This window comes from Halomonas sp. DP4Y7-1 (assembly GCF_019800705.1).
GTDB lineage: Bacteria > Pseudomonadota > Gammaproteobacteria > Pseudomonadales > Halomonadaceae > Halomonas > Halomonas litopenaei_A.
Genome location: NZ_JAHVKS010000001.1, coordinates 803,918 through 822,251, shown reverse-complemented (window position 1 = coordinate 822,251; position 18,334 = coordinate 803,918). Strand labels below are relative to the sequence as shown.

Sequence of the window (18,334 nt, the reverse complement as noted above, 5' to 3'; positions counted from 1 at the left end):
AAACAAAAACAGTAATAATTCGCATTCATAAATAAATTCCAGGGAACTGACACAGTGGCACACCACGCTCGCTCCAACGCGGTCCTTCACCTCTCACGCCCTCGCCTGCATCCTCTGACGGTGGCTATCGGCCTTACCGCTGGCACCCTGCTGCCGATCTCCAGTGCGACGTTCGCTCAAGACACCGAGCAGCTAAGCAATATCACCGTGGTGGGAGAGGACCTGCGCCCCACTACCGAGCTGAGCGAGACCTACCGGGTCGAATCCAGCGCCAGTGCCAGCGGCCTGACGCTGACGCCTCGTCAAACGCCCCAGTCAATGAGCTTTCTGACTCGCCAACAGATGGATGACGAGGCGATCACCAGCACCACCGAGGCGGTCGAACGGCTCCCGGGGGTATCGGCCATTCGCCTGGATGGCACACGCACCAACTTCCAGTCCCGCGGCTACTCCATCCGCAACTTCCAGTTCGATGGACTTCAGAGCAACACCAGTCCGTTCTGGCCCTTCGGCGACGCCGAGTGGGATGCCGCCATCTACGACCGAGTGGAAGTCGTACGCGGCGCCACCGGACTGATGACGGGCGTTGGCGATCCCTCTGCCACGGTCAATTTCGTGCGCAAGAAGCCGCTGGATGAGGCCGCCGGCAGCGTCAGTGCGGCGGTGGGTCGCTGGGACCGTGGCCGTGGCGTGGTCGACGTCAGCACGCCTCTGGACAGTGAAGGCCGAGTCGGCGTGCGCTTTGTCGCCGCCAAGGACCGCTCCGACAGTTTCATGGATGATGTCGAGCACGACCGGGAGACCCTCTATGGCGTTCTTACCGCTGAGCTGACCGACCGCACAGAACTCACCCTCGGGGTCGAGTATCAGCACTATGATCAGGATGGCGCCTACATCGGTGTGCCTCAGTACTACCTGGATGGCGGACGCACCGACTACGACCGCTCTACCGCCAACAACACCGAGTGGGCCAACTTCTTTACCGAGAACACGCGTGGTTTCGTCGACCTGACCCACCACTTCGACAGCGGCTGGAAGGCCCGCGCCGCCTACAGTTACGGCGACGCCAACTACGGCCTTACCTATAACTACCGTGGCGGCTACCCGGACCGCGAGACCGGCGTGCTTTACTACACGCCCTCCTACGCCACTGAGTCCTACCTGCTCGACTATCGCGGAGACCGTACCCAGAAGAACCTGCACCTCAGCGCGGAAGGCCCGTTCGAACTGTTCGGTCGCGAGCACCAGCTGGGCTTCGGCTACATGGACCTCAACGAAGACTACGAAATTCGCAGCCGCGGCCCGGCCGGTGATGTGCCGGCACTGGGCAGCTTCAGCGACCGCAACGACCCGGCGCTGGCCGAGCCCGCCTGGGGTGAGTGGGGACTGACCGATGATACGGTGACCGAGCAGACCGGCTACTACGCGGTATCTCGCTTCTCGCTGGCGGACCCGGTGCACTTTATCGTCGGCGCGCGCATGACCGACTGGAAGATCGATCAGGACTATCGCGGCGAACGAGAGTACGAGTATGACAACGAGCTCACTCCCTATGCGGGTCTGATCGTTGATATCACCGATGATCTCAGCGCTTACGCCAGCTACACCGAGATCTTCAACACCCAGAGCGAGCGCTCCCCCAGCGGCGCGCTGCTGGATCCCTTGGAGGGCATCAACTACGAGCTGGGGCTGAAGGCGGAGCTGTTCGACGACCGCGCCGACCTGTCCTTCGCTGTCTTCCAGAGCCAGCAGGACAACCTGGCCGTGGAACTCCCCGGCGTCTTTGTCGCTGGCACCACCGATCAGGCCTATACCACCACCGATGGTGCTGAGGTCGAAGGCTTCGAGGTGGAAATTGCCGGTGAAGTTGCCGCAGGCGTCAACCTTTCCGCCAGCTATGCCTTGGTGGATGCCGAGGATGCCGACGGCAATCAGCTCAATACCAGCTATGCGCGCCAGCAGGCCAAGGTCTTTGCCAGCTGGCAACTGCCGGGACGCTGGTCGGACCTGACCGTAGGCGGCGGCGCCCGCTGGCAGGGCGATACCTATCGCGACAACGATACTCCGCTGGGAACCAGAAAGATTGGCCAGGGCGATGTCTTCGTTGCCGATGCCATGGCGCGCTATCGCATCAACGAGAATCTGAGCGCGCAGCTCAATGTGACCAACCTGTTTGATGAAGAGTATTATTCTCAATTGGGCTTCTACAGCCAGGGTATCTACGGCCAACCCCGCAGCGCACTGCTGAGCCTGAACTACGACTTCTAAGTCATATCAGGGTCGACGACGGGCGCCTCCTCCGGCGCCCGTCCCACGTTTCCCGATTGTCACGCTGGCGCATGCTCGCCGGCGACTACCGCCACAAGGAAGATGAGATGTTCATGCGACACGCGCCTTTGTCCCTTGCCCTGCTGATGGCCATCGCCCCGCCGGTGCTCGCCGACGACTACCCGATCGAAATCGAGCACGCACTCGGTGTCACCGTGATCGAGGAACAGCCCGAACGGATCGCCACGGTCTCCTGGGCCAACCACGAAGTGCCTCTGGCACTCGGCATCGTGCCGGTGGGCTTTGCTGCCATGTCCTTCGGCGACGACGACGGCGATGGCATCCAGCCATGGGTGGAAGAGCGCCTGGACGAGTTGAATGCAGGCCCCTACACGCTGTACGACGAAGGCGATGGGATCGACTTCGAGGCGGTGGCGGCGAGCCGTCCTGACGTCATCCTCGCGGCCTACTCGGGAATGAGTCAGGCCGACTATGACACCCTCAGCAAGATCGCCCCGGTGGTCGCCTATCCCGAGGCGCCCTGGTCATCGGGCTGGCGTGACATGATCCGCCTCAACAGTGCCGGCATGGGAATGGCGGAGGAAGGCGAGGCGCTGATCGAGCGCCTGGAGGCCCAGGTCAATGAACAGATCGCGTCACACCCGGAGCTGAAGGGCAAAAGCGCGATGTTGATCAGCCACATCAAACCCACCGACCTGAGCCAGATCAACTTCTACAACGACAACGACGCGCGGGTTCGCTTCTTTCACGAGCTCGGCCTGACATCACCTCAGTTTGTCACGGACAGTTCGGTAGACGGTCGCTTCGGCGGTTCCATCAGCGCAGAGCGTATCGATGACATTGCCGACGTGGATATCATCGTCACCTATGGCGGTCAGCCACTGGTGGACCGGCTCAACCAACACATGCTGACCTCGCGGCTGCCAGCGGTCGAGCAGGATGCGCTGGTGCTGCTGGGCAACGACCCGCAAGGCACTGCCGCCAACCCTACCCCGCTGTCCATACCCTGGGTGCTCGACACCTACGTCGACCAGCTGTCCCAGGCCGCCTTGAAACGTGAACAGGAGTGAGCGTTCTGGCATGAGCCTCCAGCGCTTGACGCCACCAGGTGCATTGACCTGGTGGCTCGCCGCCGCCCTCGTGGCGGCGGCCTTGTTATCCATCGGCATTGGCACCCGGGACACCGGCTGGGCCACCCTGCTGGGCCTGACCGACGGTAGCGTCGACTCCATGGCAGAAGCCGCCGTGGCCAGTCGCCTGCCACGCACGCTACTGGCCAACCTGGCAGGTGCGTCACTGGCGGTGGCCGGAGCCGGCATGCAGGGCCTGACCCGCAACCCGTTGGCGGATCCAGGCCTTCTCGGGGTCAACGCCGGCGCCTCGCTAGCGGTGGTCATCGGCATTGCCTGGTTTGCCATGCAGCATGTTGCCGAGTATCTGTGGGTCGCCGTTCTCGGTGCCGCTATCAGCGCACTGGTCGTCTACCTGATTGCCAGCCTCAGCCGCGGCGGCCCCACGCCGCTGAGATTGGCCTTGAGTGGCGCCGTCATGTCCGCCGCCCTGGCATCGCTCACCTCGGCCATCATCCTGCCCCGCTCAGATATCGCCGGACTGCTGCACTCGTGGCTGATCGGCGGCGTTGGCGGTGCCACCCTCGACCGCATCCTGCCGGTGCTGCCGTTGATGGTGCTTGGCATGATCCTGACGCTCAGCTCGGCGCGCCGACTCAACCTGATGGCCCTAGGCGATGATACCGCCACAGGACTGGGTGAACGGGTTGCCCAGGCGCGCTGGCTCGCGGCATCGGGCGCCATCCTGCTATGCGGAGCCACCACGGCCGCCTGCGGGCCCATCGGCTTCGTCGGACTGGTGGTGCCACACGCCCTGCGCATGATGACGGGTAGCGACTACCGTAGGCTGCTTCCGCTCTCGGCCCTTGGCGGCGCCTTGCTGGTAACCCTGGCCGATACCCTAGGCCGCATGCTGGTCAGCCCGGCGGAACTCGACGTGGGCATCGTCACCGCCCTGGTGGGCGGCCCTGTCTTCATTGCGATCGTTCGTCGCCATCAGCTGAGGTCACTGTGACAACCGCACCGCTATCCAGCGCCCCTTCCGACCGACAGCGGTCGCGCATTATCGTCGCCCTGGTGGCCGCGGTGATGTCAGGCGTCGCCATCACCCTGATGCTCGGGCAGTCTTATCTGTCGCCCGCCACCATCCTGGCGGTGTTCTCTGGAGAGCACATCGCTGGCGCCTCCTTCACTCTATGGGAACTGCGTGCGCCACGAGCCCTGGTCGCCGTGCTGTCCGGTGCCTGCTTTGGGCTAGGTGGTGCGGCCTTTCAGACCATGCTGCGCAACCCCTTGGCCAGCCCGGACGTGATCGGCATCAGTACCGGCGCCAGTGCCTGTGCGGTGTTCGCGATCATCGGGCTATCCCTCAGCGGTGCACTGGTATCGCTCATGGCCATCATCGGCGGGCTCGGTGTAGCGCTGTGTATCTACCTGCTGTCCTGGCGCAAGGGGATCGCCGACACTCGCCTGATTCTGGTGGGTATCGGCCTTTCCGCGATGCTGCAGAGTGCTATCGCCTATCTGCTCACCCAAGCACCGGCCTGGTCACTGCAGGAAGCGCTGCGCTGGATGGCAGGTAGCCTCAACAGCGTGCATCTGGCCCAAGGCCTTCCGCTATTGCTGGCACTGGCGCTACTTGGCATTCCCCTGCTGTGTCTGGCGCGTCACCTTGAGGTCATGCGCATGGGGGATGATGTGGCGCGCGGCCTCGGTATTCGCCTATCGCTGCTGCGCCTGGTCGTCGTGGTGGCGGCTGTCGGCCTGGTCGCCTTTGCCACCGCGGTGACGGGACCGATTGCCTTCGTCGCTTTTCTCAGCGGTCCCATCGCTGCTCGCCTTATCCAGCACCAGGGCTCAGTATTGCTGCCGGCCATGCTGGTCGGCGCGCTGCTGGTACTGGCGGCCGACTTTATCGGCCAACACCTGCTCCCAGCGCGCTATCCCGTGGGCATTGTCACCGGCGTACTAGGTGCGCCGTACTTGCTGACCTTTCTTGTGCGTGACAATAGGCACAAGTGACTTACTGCGAGGGTTGGACTGCTGCTGGCCGATAGGCCTCGTCCGCTATCGGCTATCGCCTCCCGTCGCACCCAACCTATCAGGAACTTCCTTTGTCGGGCTTCACATTGAGGGGGCATCTCATCTATCGGGCATCAGGCAGGCCAGCCGCCCGGAAAGTGACAATACGGCCGCCTGCGTGTGGTGGTCCTCAAGGACCTGCGGGGTGTAAGGTAATTGCTCTGCTAACGACCAACGCCGTATTGGATCCTTTCAGGAGCACAGACTGATATGACTGCTCACCCCGACAGCCGTCGCGGCGACCACACTACCGACGCCACGATTACCGTCGATATCGTCTCCGACGTGGTTTGCCCCTGGTGCGTCATCGGCTATCGTCAGCTCGCCGAAGCGTCGCGTCAGACCGGCATCAATATCGACGTCCATTGGCACCCCTTCGAGCTCAATCCGCAGATGGGCGAGGAAGGCGAAAACCTGCGCGAGCACATCGCCGCCAAATACGGCACCAGCGAAGAGGACTCACGAGCGGCACGGGAGCGACTCACCCAGATGGGTGCCGAGCTTGGCTTTGCCTTCCACTACACCGATGATATGCGCATGGTGAACACCTTCCGCGCCCACCAGTTGATCGACTGGGCGGAGCAGCGTTCGCCAGACGAAGGCCACCGCATGAAGCAGGCCCTGTTCAGCGCCTTCTTCAGCGAGCGCCGCGACCTTCACCAGATCGACGTGCTGGCCGATGTGGCGGCGGATCTTGGCCATGACCGCGATGAGGTCGTGGCAATACTCGAGTCGGGCGATCGCGGCGAATCGGTACGCCAGCGCCAGGCCTTCTGGCAACAACAGGGCATCAGCGGGGTCCCTGCCATGGTGTTCAACCGCCGTTACCTGGTTACCGGGGCCCAGGGCGTTGAGAACTATCAGGAAGTGTTGCGACAGGTCGCAAGCGAGATGGTGAACGAAGATCATCAGGCGGGCGTGGATAGCTGAGCGGTATGGCATCGGCTACGTCCTGAGTAAGCCCTTCGCAAAGTCCGAGATATTGTCACCCCCAGGCCATCATCGGAGCCCCCTCGGAGGCAGCACCGTCCGGCGACATGTTACGCAGACTCCGTGCACGGCGGCCCACCTTGGCGCCGCAGTACCCACCGCCTCGTGGCGCGCTGTCCAATCAGTGCGCTCTACCATGATCAAAAAGGGGCGCCGTTAGACGGCGCCCCTTTTGCACGAGTACGGCATATCACACGACAACGTCGAGGTAAGCCTTTACCAGCGATAGCTGAGCTTGGCGGTCACCTCGCGTCCTGGGTTGTAGTAATCCGCCGTCCCGGAACCTACTACGTGCTTCTCGTCGAACAGGTTGCTGACATGCAGAGAGAGGTCAGTGTTCTGCACGAACTGGTAGCTGTACGATGCATCGAAGATGGTCGCCGACTCGCTCTTGATGGTGTTGGCGGTATCAAAGTAGTACTCACCGGTATAGCGCGCCCCAAGCCCTACGCTCATGTTCAGGTCAGGCAGCGTGTAGTGAGTCCATAGTGAGGCCATGTGCTCCGGCGTGGTGGTGAGTTCGTTGCCCTCGATGGAGCTGCCGTCGCGCAGCGTGCCACGCTCCACTTCAGAGTCCATGTAAGAGTAGCCGCCGATCACGCTGAGGTTGTCGGAAAGCTCTACCTTGGCCTCAAGCTCCAGTCCCCTTACCCGTGACTCCCCGATGGTTTCACGCTCGATGATCCCACTGTCCTGGACCACTGCGATGGTGATGTCGTCCTGGTTGAGGTCATACACCGATGCCGAGAACAGAGCGTTAGTACCGATCGGAGCGTACTTCAGCCCCACTTCATACTGCTCGCCACGCTCGGGCGTCACACCGATGGAAGGCGGTGCCACCGACTCGACGTAGCTGACATAGGAAGACAGCTCTTCATTGATGATATAGGTCAAGGCGCCACGGAAGGACGTCTCCGAGAAATCATCACTGTCGTCGAAGGCGGCGCCCCAGGACACCCCCTTGCTCGACAGGTCCATATCGTCATTGCGTACCCCTGCGGTGACGATGAAGCGATCGTCGAAGGACAGGTTCTGCTGCAGGAAGACCGAGCGGGTCTCATAGTCCTGGTCATTGGTGCTATACACGTTGAGGCTGGACGGCCCGCCGCTGAAGGTCGGGTTGGACAGGTCGATCGGCTGTGCATCGCCATAGATGGAGCTATCGTCGGTCGAGGCGTCTCGGTACTCGGTGCCTACCAGTGTACTGCTGTCGAAACCATCGAATCTGGCGTCGTACTGCACCATCAGGTTACCGATCACTTCGTGGGCATCGGTATCGGTGCCAAAGTAGTCGCGGTCCACGATGGAGCCCGTGCGAGCTGCGGAATCGGTCAGGTAGATGTAGCCGAAGTCATCGGACAGATCGCTATAGCGCAGGTTGCCCCGCAGTACCAGGCCATTGTCGAAATCGTGGGTAAACTGGCCGGTCGCGCTGGTACGTTCTACATCGTGGTAATTGAAGTCCGGCTCACCGAAGAACTCATCCCGCGAGTAGTCACGGTCCAGTGGGTAACCGCCGCTATTGGGTGTGTCATCGCGATCCAGGTGATCGATGATCAGGCTGGCGGTGGTGAAGTCGGTGGGCTCCCAGGCCAGCCCTGCCATGACAAACTCGTTGTCGTCGCGGGAGTGGTCGTATTCCCGACCGCTGTCCTGCACCTTGCCAGTGATCCGATACGCCAGGGTGCCACTGTCATCCAGCACATCACCGAAATCGACGCCCGTTTCAAGGTGGTCGAAGGAACCGTAGCTTGCGTAGGCCTCGCCAAAACGCTCGAAGCGCGGGCGCTTGGTGACAAAGTTGACCGATCCGCCCGGGTCGGCCGGCCCGAACAGTGTGGAGTTGGCCCCCCGCAGCACCTCGATACGCTCGTAGGCGAACGGCTCTTCTCTGACACCACGCATCGAGCCAAGCGTCATGCCATCCCGATACGTGGTGGCCTGGAAGCCGCGAATCTGGAAGTAGTCGTTGCGATCATCGGTGCCAAAGTAATCGGTGATGACGCCAGGCGTGTACTGCAGCACCTCTTCGGTGGTACTGGCATTACGCTGCTCGATCTCTTTCTGGGTGATCACCGAGACCGATGCGGGAGTATCCAGAATACTGGTGGCAACCTTGCCACCGACCCAGAGCTCCTGGGCAACAATGGCGTTGGCATCATCGTCAGCCACCGCCTTGGCGTTGACGATGATGGGCGCCAGCCGGTAGACCTCATCCTTGGCATCGCTGTCGGCTTCCTGTGCCAGTGCCGGAAACGACAACACCGGAGCCAGGCAACAGACGGCCGTCAGCGCACGCGGACAGGCCCCCGCCCGGCCCACGAAACGATAGAGCAAAGTGTTCATGTGATACATCCCGAGAAATCGTTATGGAGTCTGGTTATTGTGATGGTTCGCAGAGCAACCAAATTCTCGGGATTAGGTCATACAAAGTCAAGAATGAGAAACAAAATCATTTGAATGAACATCAATAAACAGAGCCTACCTTGCCCATTGTGGGTGGCACCTCCTCATCTATGAAAACGGCTAGCCCCTCACCGATAACACCCTAGCCCCCAGTGAAAATACCGCAGGCCTGCTCGTGCCTTGACTCGGCAGCTGTTCGGACAGCACCCAGCCATGTTGACGCCAGAACCGGGCGCCAGAACCGGGGCGCCTGAACAGGGACGCGATCCATCAGGCCCCCGACGATAGCTCGGCTTGTACCTGCTGAATCAAGTTGCACAGGGTCGGTGAGTCATTGCCATGGCGCCATGCCAGCCACAGCGGCATATCGCAGCGATCGAGCTCGGGCAACCTGACAAAGCGCACGCCGGGCAAGGGGTGATGACGACTGGCGGAGGTGACGATGGCGAAGCCAAGGCCTGCCGCCACCATGCTGAGAATGGTGATGTTGTCGGCGCCATACTGGACGACTCGTGGCGCAAAGCCCAGGCGCTTGAAGTGCGACAGCATGCGGTCGTAGTACATCGGCGACGCGCTGCGAAAGCCCCACACAAAGTCTTCTTGCTGCAGGTCCGCCAGACACCGGGGCGGGGATTTGGCCCACGGCGAGGACTCCGGCAGCGCCAGCACCAGACTGTCGTGTTTCAGCGGCAAGGTGTCGAGCCCGGGATAGTCCGGCCCATCCAGATACACCACGCCAGCGTCCAGCGTGCCTTCGCTCAACCGTTCTAGCTGCGGGCCAGAGAGCAAGGGAAAGACTTCAAAGGCCACGCCCGGATACTGCGCCCGATACTGCCCCATCATCCGCGCCACTTCGGGCACCCATAGGTGGGCCACGGTGATGCCCAGGCGCAATGTGCCAGTGCGACCGCTGCCCAGGGCCGTGAGACGGGCCTTGATCTGCGAACGCTGATCCAGCAACAGCAAGGCTTCCTCATACAACGCACGCCCGGCCATGGTCAGGCGGACGCCCCTGGCGTGACGGTCCAGCAGGCGGGTGCCCAGGTCTTCCTCGAGTAAACGAATCTGGCGAGTCAGCGCCGGTTGCGCCACATGCACCCGGCGACTGGCCTCGGTAATCGTCCCGGCCTCCACCACCGCCACGAAATAGCTCAGCTGTCGGAACTCCATGACGTGAATGCCTCCCTCGACGTTAGACGGCGCTGATGACGGTGACGGCAATCACCCCGTTCCCATGCCATATCGATATCGCTGCTATCAAAAAGCCATATTTTTGGTATCGAAAGAGCTATCCCATAGTAAAGGCACAATTTCAATAACCGCCCGCAGGCGGCACCGGGAAACGCTCGTGCGCAGCAGCCTTCCCGCGCCCCCCAAGGCCAAGGAACGTTCCATGAACAAGACCTTTCACCTGTTGACCGGGCTGCACTTCGCCGTATGTTCGCTCGCCATGATCTGGCCCGGCGCGCTGATCGCCAACCGCATTGAACCGATGGTACTGGGCCTGCCGTTCCTGTTCTTCTGGTACACCCTGTGGATGCTGATTCTGTTCGCCGGCATGTGGATCGCCTTTGTAGTGCGACACGGAGGGGATCGCCATGAATGATGCCTTCATCGTCGTCGGTATTACCCTCGCCTACCTGGGCGTAGTGCTGTGGGTGGGCATCCGCGCCCGTGGTCAGCACAGCTCAAGCCTCGAAGGCTACGTGGCCGGTGGCCGCCACGTCGGGGTGATCATTCTGTTCTTCATCCTTGGCGCCGAGATCTTCTCGGCATTTGCCTTTCTCGGCACCCCCGGCTGGGCGTATGAGAGGGGCGCGCCAGCCCTCTATATCCTGGCCTATCTGGCGCTGGTGCCGATCTCGATCTGGGTGCTTGGCCCAAGGGTCGCCAAGTTGGGACGAGAGCGGGGCTACCTGACCCAGGGCGACATGATCGCCCATCACTACCGCAGCAAACCCCTCGGCATGATCGCCGGCATCATCGGCGTCGCCGCCATGGTGCCCTACCTGACCATCCAGATCGCCGGAGCTGGCATGCTGTTCCAGGCCGCCACCGATGGCCTGGTGCCGCTGTGGCTTGGTGCGCTGCTCGCCTTCATCGTGGTCGCGGCCTACGTCTTCACCAGCGGCCTGAAGGGTATCGGTTGGACCAACCTGCTGCAGGGCATCATGATGATCGTGATTGCCTGGTACCTGGGTATCAGCCTTTCCGAACGTCTCTATGGCGGGGTCGGCGAGATGTTCAGCCAGATCCAGCAGAGCGCCCCCGAATACCTGACCCTACCCGGCGCCACCGACATGGGCTGGGGCTACTTCAGCACCGCGATCCTCGTCAGCGCCTTCGGCGGCGCCATGTGGCCGCATCTGTTCATGAAGTTCTATTCCGCTGACAGCGGTCGCACGTTGCGCAAGGTCAGCGTCTTCTATCCCCTCTACGCCTATCTACTGGTACCGCTGTTGTTCATCGGCTTTGCGGGCATCATCGTGTTTGCCGAGGAACCGCTGGCGCGACCGGATACGGTCCTGCTGAAGCTCGTCCTCGACGTGGCCGACTACTCGCCCTGGGTCATCGGTGTGATGCTGTCTGGCGCCCTGGCCGCCGCCATGTCTACCGGGGCCAACCTGGCCCACACCGCGGGCATCGTACTGGTCAGAGACGTGCTGGGTCCGACGGTCATGCGCGGCGCCAGTGAAAAGACCGTGGTCAGCGCCACTCGCTGGAGTGTGGTGGGCCTGTCCCTGGTCGCCTACGCCTGTGCGCTGGCCAACCCGTCGTCACTGGTCATGCTGTTGCTTGTCGCCTATGGGCTGATCGTCCAGTTGCTGCCGATGGTAATGGGCGCGGTCTTCCTGCCGACGCTACGACGCCTGAGCGTCCTGGCAGGCGCCATGGCGGGTAGCGTTGCCTACCTGCTGATGGAGTTCGTGTGGTTCTCGCCACTGGGCTGGCATTCCGGCCTGTGGGCCATGCTGCTCAACGTGCTGATGGTCACCGCCTGTCAGCGCTTCATCCAGCCGGCCGCCGATACCCCATCCCTCGCCAACTGATGTGACACACACAAGGAGACGTACCCATGACCACTCACATCAGCGCTGACCTCAGTCAGGCTATCCGCGGCCACGCAGAGCAGACGCTTGAGAGTATCGGCTCGCTCTACCGCCAGCTGCACCAGCACCCGGAGCTGCCTTTTCAGGAACATCAGACCAGCGCCCGCCTGGCCGACGCCCTGGAGGCGGTAGCGCGGGACACCCCAGGCATGGAGGTCACACGTGGCGTCGGCGGCACGGGCGTCGTCGCCCTGATACGCAACGGGGATGGTCCTACCGTGATGCTTCGCGGGGACATGGACGCGCTGCCGATCAAGGAAGACACCGGTGTCGACTTTGCCAGCACGGAGACCGCCGACACTGACGGTGGCAGCGTGCCGCTGATGCACGCCTGCGGACATGACCTGCACAGCAGTTGCATCGTCGGCGCCGCCACGGTGATGGCCGCCATGCGCGACCATTGGCAGGGGACCCTGATGCTGATCTGCCAGCCCGCCGAGGAAATCTTCGGTGGGGCCAAAGCGATGCTGGAGGATGGTCTCTATCGCCGTTTCGCACGCCCGGATATCGTGCTCGGCCAGCACAATATGCCAGCACTGGCCGGCAACGTCGGGCACATTGCCGGACGTGCCATGGCCGCCGCCTCGAATCTGGCGATCACTATTCATGGCGCTGGCGGCCATGGCTCGATGCCAGCTCACACCATCGATCCGGTCGTCATTGCCGCCCACGTGGTGACCCGGCTGCAGACCATCGTGTCGCGAGAAGTCCCGCCGGAAGAGGCCGCCGTGGTCACGGTGGGCCGGCTGCACGCCGGCACCCAGGCCAATATCATTCCTCACCATGCCGAGCTGGACATCAATATCCGCAGCTTCGACAACGACCTGCACCGCCAGCTGATCGAGGCGATCGAGCGCATCGTGCGCGCGGAGTGCGACGCTGGACGCTGTCCACGCCCGCCGGATATTCGCGTGATCAATGACACCATCGCGCTATACAACGACACGGGCCTGGTCGAACGCCTTCGCCGCGCCCATGGCGAGCATTTCGGCCAGGATGCGCTCTACGACATGCACCGACTCAACGGCAGCGAGGACTTTCCGCTTTTCGGTGATGCCAAGGCGGGAGGCTTCGGCGGCGATGATATCCCTTGCGCCTACTGGTTCATCGGCGCCACTCCGGCAGAGCGCTGGGCAGCAACACCGGGCCGCACGGTGGCAGAAAAGATGCGCCATCTGGAGATGCCGCATTCTCCCCACTATTTTCCGGGCAACCCCGTGACCCTGCGCACCGGTATCGAAGCGTTGGTCAGCGGCGCCATCGCCTGCCTGGACTAACTTACCCAACACGACCGGGGAAGCAGAGGCGGTGAGCAGAAAAGGCCATCGCCAGACTTCCCCGGCCTATCGCGCAGCCCCCGTCGATACCCCCCAGCTTCAGCCCTGCCCTACTTACAGACATGCATACAGCCCTGCTCACAGCGTTTCTCCCCTCCTCTTATCCGACCCACCATCATGCTCGCCGACAAGGTCTGTAAGGATCTGCGACACCGGCCGACGCAAACCGGCGCGGCCTCGACTGTGCAGCTGCGCATTCGCGACAGGTTGCCAGCGGGGTGCCATGACCACCATCTCGTGACCGCCTCCGTGCGGAATGATCTCAGGAAAGGAGAGGAAACAGATATGTCAGGACTAAAAGGCGGGCTGCTGGCGATGCGTGTCGGCATCTTCCTGGTGTTACTGGTGTGGACGCTAAGCAAATTCATCAACCCAGCCCAGGGCAGCGGCATTATCGATAAGTACTTCGGCGTCGCGGGCGTGGACACCGCCGTGGTGATGGTGCTCGGCGCCTTGGAGTTAGCCCTGATCCTGGCGTTCGTGGCGGGCCTTTACAAGCGCATGACGTACGCAGGCGTGCTGGCCATCCACGGCATCTCGACGCTGGTGACGATTCCCGCCATGGTGACAGATCCCTTTGGCCATATGCTGTTCTTCGCCGCCCTGCCGATGCTGGCGGCCTGCTACACCCTGTACCGGCTGCGCGACGAGGACACCTTGCTGACGCTGAGCCGTCCCGCGTCGACATCGGCGGCCTAGCCAAGCTGCCGTATCCATTCAACACCCGGTGCCCGAACAGGTACCGGGTCTTCCTCCGCCAGCCCCACCTTCCCTCTGCTGCCCCTTTCGGCGTGCGCTTCGGCCCTTCCCTCGCCTTCAGCCTTTAGCCTTCAGCCGCCACGGCCGCCACGGCCGCCACCAAAAAGTGTATGATATGCAACGCTTTGGTGGCCCGACGCCACCTTCTTTCCAGCATTGCTGGCGTTTGCGACAGCGCACCGGCCCTCGCTTCCCATGCAGGCGAGAGCAGGCTTGGTGCGTCCCATTCGCCAACGTCCAGGCACGATGACTTGCTCTCAGTCTTCGCGCCACGAGGTCGCTCGTAGCTGGAGTGACAGCGGGATCGCCGGCCCGTGGCCCGGCTCAAGAGGATACGAGACTATCGCTACTTCAGATTCACCCTCCACGGCAGCCGCCAGCACGGCGTCTTCCGACTCTCCCCCCGACGACAATCCCCATGCGGTGATGGGCACCGACTACATGGTCACAGAGCTCGACCAGGGCGGTCCTTTCCAGGGCATGCACCGCGGCATGACCATCACCTCTGGTGCGCTGATTCTGCTCTTCGTGCTGTTCACCGGCCTTAGCTCGGACACGGCAAGCGTGGTGTTCGGCACCGCCCGCACCTGGATCGAAAGCACCTTCAGCGGCTATTACTTGATTTCCGTGGTCGCGCTGCTCGTCGTCTGTGCCTTTATCGTCTGCAGTCGCTACGGCAATATCCGCCTGGGTACCGATGACAGCCGCCCGGAATTCAGCAACTTTGCCTGGTTCTCGATGCTATTCTCGGCGGGTATCGGCATCGGCATTCTGTTTTTTGGCGTTGCCGAACCGATCTTCTATCTCGACAACTCCGGTGCCTTCGGCTATCCCAACAACCCCCATGCCGACATGGCCGGGGCCACCGAGATCGGCCACGAACGCGCTATCGATGCGCTACGGGTCACCGTCTTTCACTGGGGCCTGCACGGCTGGGCCATCTACGTCATCGTCGGCATGTCGCTGGCCTACTTTGCCTACCGCAAGGGACTGCCCCTGGCGCTGCGGTCTGCCCTCTATCCGTTCATCGGCGATCGCATCTTTGGTCCCCTTGGCCATCTGTTCGACATCTTCGGGGTACTGGGCTGCGTGTTTGGCGTCGCCACGTCCCTCGGGCTCGGGGTCAGCCAGATGGGCGTCGGGCTGGAAAAGCTGTTTGGCATCAGTGATGGCCTGCCCACTCAGCTGGCCCTGATTGCGATCATCTCGACCCTGTCGATTATCTCGGTCGTCAGCGGTGTCCAGCGCGGTATCCGTATCATTTCGGTGCTCAACATCTGGGTGTCGGCGGTGGTGATCGGCATCTTCCTGTTCGGCGGGCCCACCCTATGGCTGTTCCAGACCTTCGGTGAGACGCTGGCCGACTACGCCACCGAAGTGATTCCGATGGGGCTCTGGTATGCCGACAAGGCGGGTACCAGCGAATGGCAGCAGGCCTGGACCATTTTCTACTGGGGCTGGTGGCTCGCCTGGGCTCCGTTTGTCGGTCTGTTTATTGCCCGCATCTCGAAAGGCCGCACCCTGCGGGAGTTCGTGCTCGGTGTGCTGCTGGTGCCGACCCTGCTGGCGTTTATCTGGCTGGTCATCTTCGGCGGCAATGCGATCCATCAGGAGTTGAACGCTGCCGGTGGCGCCGGCTCCGCCGGCATCATGGACATGGTGCGTGCCTGGGACCTGCCTTCGGCGCTGTTTGCCACCGCAGACGGTATCGTCGGCTCCGGCGTGTTCGGCTGGGTGCTGTCGGCGATGATGGTGTTCCTGCTGATGAGCTGGTTCATCACCTCGTCAGACTCGGGCACCCTGGTGCTGACCACCATTCTGTCCCTGGGCGATGACGATCCGCCCAAGCTGTTCCGCGTCTTCTGGGGCGTCATCATCGGCCTGGTAGCGGCGGTGCTGCTGGTTGTCGGCGGGCTTTCTGCGCTGCAGACAGCACTGATCGCTGCGGCGCTGCCGGTCAGCGTCGTCATTCTGGTGATGACCCTTGCGGTGCTGCTGTCGCTGTTCCGCGAGCCGGGTGATCCCTATCGACCACGTTCTCGTCTGTCCCGTCGCTGATGTGACAAGCCCGAATCCCTGCGGATTCGGGCTTTTCAGTTCTGGCTGCCCGACATGCGGCTATGCAAGCCCTGACGCTGCAGGCAGGCTGCGCTGGATGCTCACCGAGTGGATACCCCCCGGGTCGGACGCGTACAATGCGCGATCCACTTTGGTCGAAGCCTCCTGTCGTGCCGGCCCAAGTCTCACATTCATGCTGCTTCCGCGAGATTCCCTGCCGTGCTCTCTACCGCCAACATCACCATGCAGTTTGGCCCCAAGCCGCTGTTTGAAAACGTCTCTGTCAAGTTTGGACAGGGGCACCGCTACGGCCTGATCGGGGCCAATGGCTGTGGCAAGTCCACCCTGATGAAGATCCTTGGCGGTGACCTGGAGCCGACCAGCGGTCAAGTCATGAAGGACGCCACCACCCGGCTGGGCAAACTGCGCCAGGACCAGTTTGCCTTCGAGGACGAACGCGTCATCGATACCGTGATCATGGGTAATGAAGAACTGTGGAAGGTGGCCGCGGAGCGCGAGCGCATCTATGCCCAGGCGGAGATGAGCGAAGAAGATGGCATGGCGGTGGCCGACCTGGAGGTCCGCTATGCCGAGCTCGATGGCTACACCGCCGAGGCGCGTGCCGGAGAGCTGCTGCTGGGCCTGGGCATTCCGCTCGAACAGCATGATCAACCGATGAGCGTGGTAGCACCGGGCTGGAAGCTTCGCGTGCTGCTGGCTCAGGCACTGTTCAGCGACCCCGACGTGCTGCTGTTGGATGAGCCGACCAACCACCTGGACATCAATACCATTCGCTGGCTGGAAGATGTGCTCAGGGCGCGTTCATCGACGATGATCATCATTTCCCACGACCGCCATTTCCTGAACAGCGTCTGCACCCATATGGCGGATCTGGACTACGGCGAACTGCAGCTGTTTCCCGGCAACTATGACGAGTACATGACGGCCGCCACCCAGGCCCGTGAGCGTCTGCAGGCAGAGAATGCCAAGAAGAAGGCGGAGATCGCCGAGCTCAAGCAGTTTGTCAGCCGGTTCTCGGCCAATGCTTCCAAGGCCAAGCAGGCCACCTCACGCCAGCGCAAGATCGACAAGATCAAGCTGGATGAGATCAAGCCCTCATCTCGGGTGAGCCCGTTCATTCGCTTCGAGCAGAACAAGAAGATCCATCGCCATGCCCTGGCGGTCGAGGAGCTGACCAAGGCCTGGGATGACAACGTGCTGTTCGAGCGCTTTGGTCTGCGCATCGAAGCCGGTGAACGCGTTGCCATCATCGGCCCCAACGGGATCGGCAAGACCACGCTGCTGAACTGCCTGGTCGGCTCGATGGAGCCCGATGCGGGCGAGGTCAAATGGACCGACGCTGCCGAGGTGGGCTACTTCGCCCAGGACCACGCAGCCGACTTCGAGGGTGGCGAGACGCTGTTTGAGTGGATGCAACAATGGACCACGTCTGGCGAGCAGATCGTACGAGGGGCGCTGGGCAGAATGCTGTTCTCCAACGACGATATCGGCAAGTCGGTCAAGGTGATCTCCGGTGGAGAACAGGGCCGCATGCTGTTCGGCAAGCTGTCACTGCAAAATCCCAACGTGCTGGTCATGGACGAGCCCACCAACCACCTGGACATGGAGTCCATTGAGGCCTTGAACCTGGCCCTGGAGCACTACGCTGGCACCCTGATCTTTGTCAGCCATGACAGAGAATTCGTCGGCTCGCTGGCCACTCGCGTCATCGAAATGAAGGACGGTGGCATCGTCGACTTCAGCGGTAGCTACGACGACTATCTGCGCAGCCAGGGTATCCTCGGCGGATAGCGCACGGCATATCCACGGGCAGCGCTAGCTGCCCGTGGCTGCTCGGTGGCCTCGCTCGCTTAGCGGCTCTCCCCAGTCATCTCGCCCTTCTTTCCTCTTTCCCGCTCTTTCTCCCTCTCTCTCGCACTGTCTCGCTCTCCCTCTCTCTCGCACTATCTCGCTCTCCCTCTCTCGCACTATCTCGCTCTCCCCTCTCTCTCGCACTATCTCGCTCTCCACTCTCTCCCCGATCCTGCTGATCTGCTGTCTCTTTTTATCGGCTTCCTCCTTTCGCTTTACGGTCAGCCGATCATGTCGCAGCGCTCACGGGTCTCCTGCCGTCAGTTCTTGGCTGCTCCTTGGCGCCAACGTGCAACATCATTAGCGAGAAAGTGTTTTGCACTCATACCGATTGTCCGAGCGTGCACGAGCCCCCACTGTA

General features: G+C 62.1%; 13 protein-coding genes. 11 read left to right on the top strand and 2 right to left on the bottom strand.

Going from position 1 to position 18,334, the window contains the following annotated elements; all coding sequences use genetic code 11:
* The first annotated feature begins 54 nt into the window (after positions 1–54).
* The 5 genes from KUV72_RS03375 to KUV72_RS03355 all read left to right on the top strand — a co-directional run bounded on the left by KUV72_RS03375 (position 55) and on the right by KUV72_RS03355 (position 6,371).
* Positions 55–2,268, top strand: a complete 2,214-nt coding sequence (locus KUV72_RS03375) for a TonB-dependent siderophore receptor (RefSeq protein ID WP_222162052.1) — start codon at positions 55–57, stop codon at positions 2,266–2,268.
* 107 nt (positions 2,269–2,375) lie between these two features.
* On the top strand, positions 2,376–3,359 hold the full coding sequence (locus KUV72_RS03370) for an ABC transporter substrate-binding protein (protein WP_224851776.1): 984 nt from the start codon (positions 2,376–2,378) through the stop codon (positions 3,357–3,359).
* A 10-nt stretch (positions 3,360–3,369) separates the two neighbouring features.
* Complete coding sequence (locus tag KUV72_RS03365) at positions 3,370–4,374, top strand: FecCD family ABC transporter permease (RefSeq protein WP_222237421.1); 1,005 nt, start codon at positions 3,370–3,372, stop codon at positions 4,372–4,374.
* Positions 4,371–5,381, top strand: coding sequence for a FecCD family ABC transporter permease (locus tag KUV72_RS03360; RefSeq protein ID WP_315857841.1), 1,011 nt, complete (start codon positions 4,371–4,373; stop codon positions 5,379–5,381). The genes KUV72_RS03365 and KUV72_RS03360 overlap by 4 nt, the downstream gene beginning before the upstream one ends.
* 270 nt (positions 5,382–5,651) lie before the next feature.
* Positions 5,652–6,371 (top strand): DsbA family protein, encoded by a 720-nt coding sequence (locus KUV72_RS03355; RefSeq protein ID WP_222237420.1) that lies wholly within the window; start codon positions 5,652–5,654, stop codon positions 6,369–6,371.
* A gap of 276 nt (positions 6,372–6,647) precedes the next feature.
* Here KUV72_RS03355 and KUV72_RS03350 read toward each other — a convergent pair whose 3' ends face one another.
* The gene (locus KUV72_RS03350) at positions 6,648–8,777 is read right to left on the bottom strand and encodes a TonB-dependent siderophore receptor (protein WP_222237419.1); all 2,130 of its coding nucleotides are present in this window, start codon (positions 8,775–8,777) and stop codon (positions 6,648–6,650) included.
* A 330-nt stretch (positions 8,778–9,107) separates the two neighbouring features.
* Entirely contained in the window at positions 9,108–10,007 is a 900-nt protein-coding gene (locus KUV72_RS03345; protein WP_222237418.1) for a LysR family transcriptional regulator, read from the bottom strand.
* A 223-nt stretch (positions 10,008–10,230) separates the two neighbouring features.
* Between KUV72_RS03345 and KUV72_RS03340 the strand changes: the two genes are divergently transcribed.
* The 6 genes from KUV72_RS03340 to KUV72_RS03315 all read left to right on the top strand — a co-directional run bounded on the left by KUV72_RS03340 (position 10,231) and on the right by KUV72_RS03315 (position 17,913).
* The gene (locus tag KUV72_RS03340) at positions 10,231–10,443 is read left to right on the top strand and encodes a DUF3311 domain-containing protein (RefSeq protein ID WP_222237417.1); all 213 of its coding nucleotides are present in this window, start codon (positions 10,231–10,233) and stop codon (positions 10,441–10,443) included.
* Positions 10,436–11,887 (top strand): sodium:solute symporter, encoded by a 1,452-nt coding sequence (locus KUV72_RS03335; protein ID WP_222237416.1) that lies wholly within the window; start codon positions 10,436–10,438, stop codon positions 11,885–11,887. The genes KUV72_RS03340 and KUV72_RS03335 overlap by 8 nt, the downstream gene beginning before the upstream one ends.
* Before the next feature lie 26 nt (positions 11,888–11,913).
* Complete coding sequence (locus KUV72_RS03330) at positions 11,914–13,224, top strand: amidohydrolase (protein WP_222237415.1); 1,311 nt, start codon at positions 11,914–11,916, stop codon at positions 13,222–13,224.
* Between the two features lie 177 nt (positions 13,225–13,401).
* Positions 13,402–13,983, top strand: coding sequence for a hypothetical protein (locus KUV72_RS03325; protein ID WP_261317302.1), 582 nt, complete (start codon positions 13,402–13,404; stop codon positions 13,981–13,983).
* Between the two features lie 306 nt (positions 13,984–14,289).
* On the top strand, positions 14,290–16,101 hold the full coding sequence (locus KUV72_RS03320) for a BCCT family transporter (protein ID WP_261317301.1): 1,812 nt from the start codon (positions 14,290–14,292) through the stop codon (positions 16,099–16,101).
* Between the two features lie 219 nt (positions 16,102–16,320).
* The gene (locus tag KUV72_RS03315; protein ID WP_222237414.1) at positions 16,321–17,913 is read left to right on the top strand and encodes an ABC-F family ATPase; all 1,593 of its coding nucleotides are present in this window, start codon (positions 16,321–16,323) and stop codon (positions 17,911–17,913) included.
* Positions 17,914–18,334: the final 421 nt, after the last annotated feature.

Excerpts from the sequence above, each read along its gene's own strand:
- KUV72_RS03335 (WP_222237416.1), top strand. The coding sequence starts at position 10,436 with ATGAATGATGCCTTCATCGTCGTCGGTATTACCCTCGCCTACCTGGGC.
- KUV72_RS03355 (WP_222237420.1), top strand. The coding sequence starts at position 5,652 with ATGACTGCTCACCCCGACAGCCGTCGCGGCGACCACACTACCGACGCC.
- KUV72_RS03325 (WP_261317302.1), top strand. The coding sequence starts at position 13,402 with ATGCTCGCCGACAAGGTCTGTAAGGATCTGCGACACCGGCCGACGCAA.
- KUV72_RS03370 (WP_224851776.1), top strand. The coding sequence starts at position 2,376 with ATGTTCATGCGACACGCGCCTTTGTCCCTTGCCCTGCTGATGGCCATC.
- KUV72_RS03340 (WP_222237417.1), top strand. The coding sequence starts at position 10,231 with ATGAACAAGACCTTTCACCTGTTGACCGGGCTGCACTTCGCCGTATGT.
- KUV72_RS03320 (WP_261317301.1), top strand. The coding sequence starts at position 14,290 with ATGACTTGCTCTCAGTCTTCGCGCCACGAGGTCGCTCGTAGCTGGAGT.
- KUV72_RS03345 (WP_222237418.1), bottom strand. The coding sequence starts at position 10,007 with ATGGAGTTCCGACAGCTGAGCTATTTCGTGGCGGTGGTGGAGGCCGGG.
- KUV72_RS03365 (WP_222237421.1), top strand. The coding sequence starts at position 3,370 with ATGAGCCTCCAGCGCTTGACGCCACCAGGTGCATTGACCTGGTGGCTC.
- KUV72_RS03350 (WP_222237419.1), bottom strand. The coding sequence starts at position 8,777 with ATGAACACTTTGCTCTATCGTTTCGTGGGCCGGGCGGGGGCCTGTCCG.
- KUV72_RS03330 (WP_222237415.1), top strand. The coding sequence starts at position 11,914 with ATGACCACTCACATCAGCGCTGACCTCAGTCAGGCTATCCGCGGCCAC.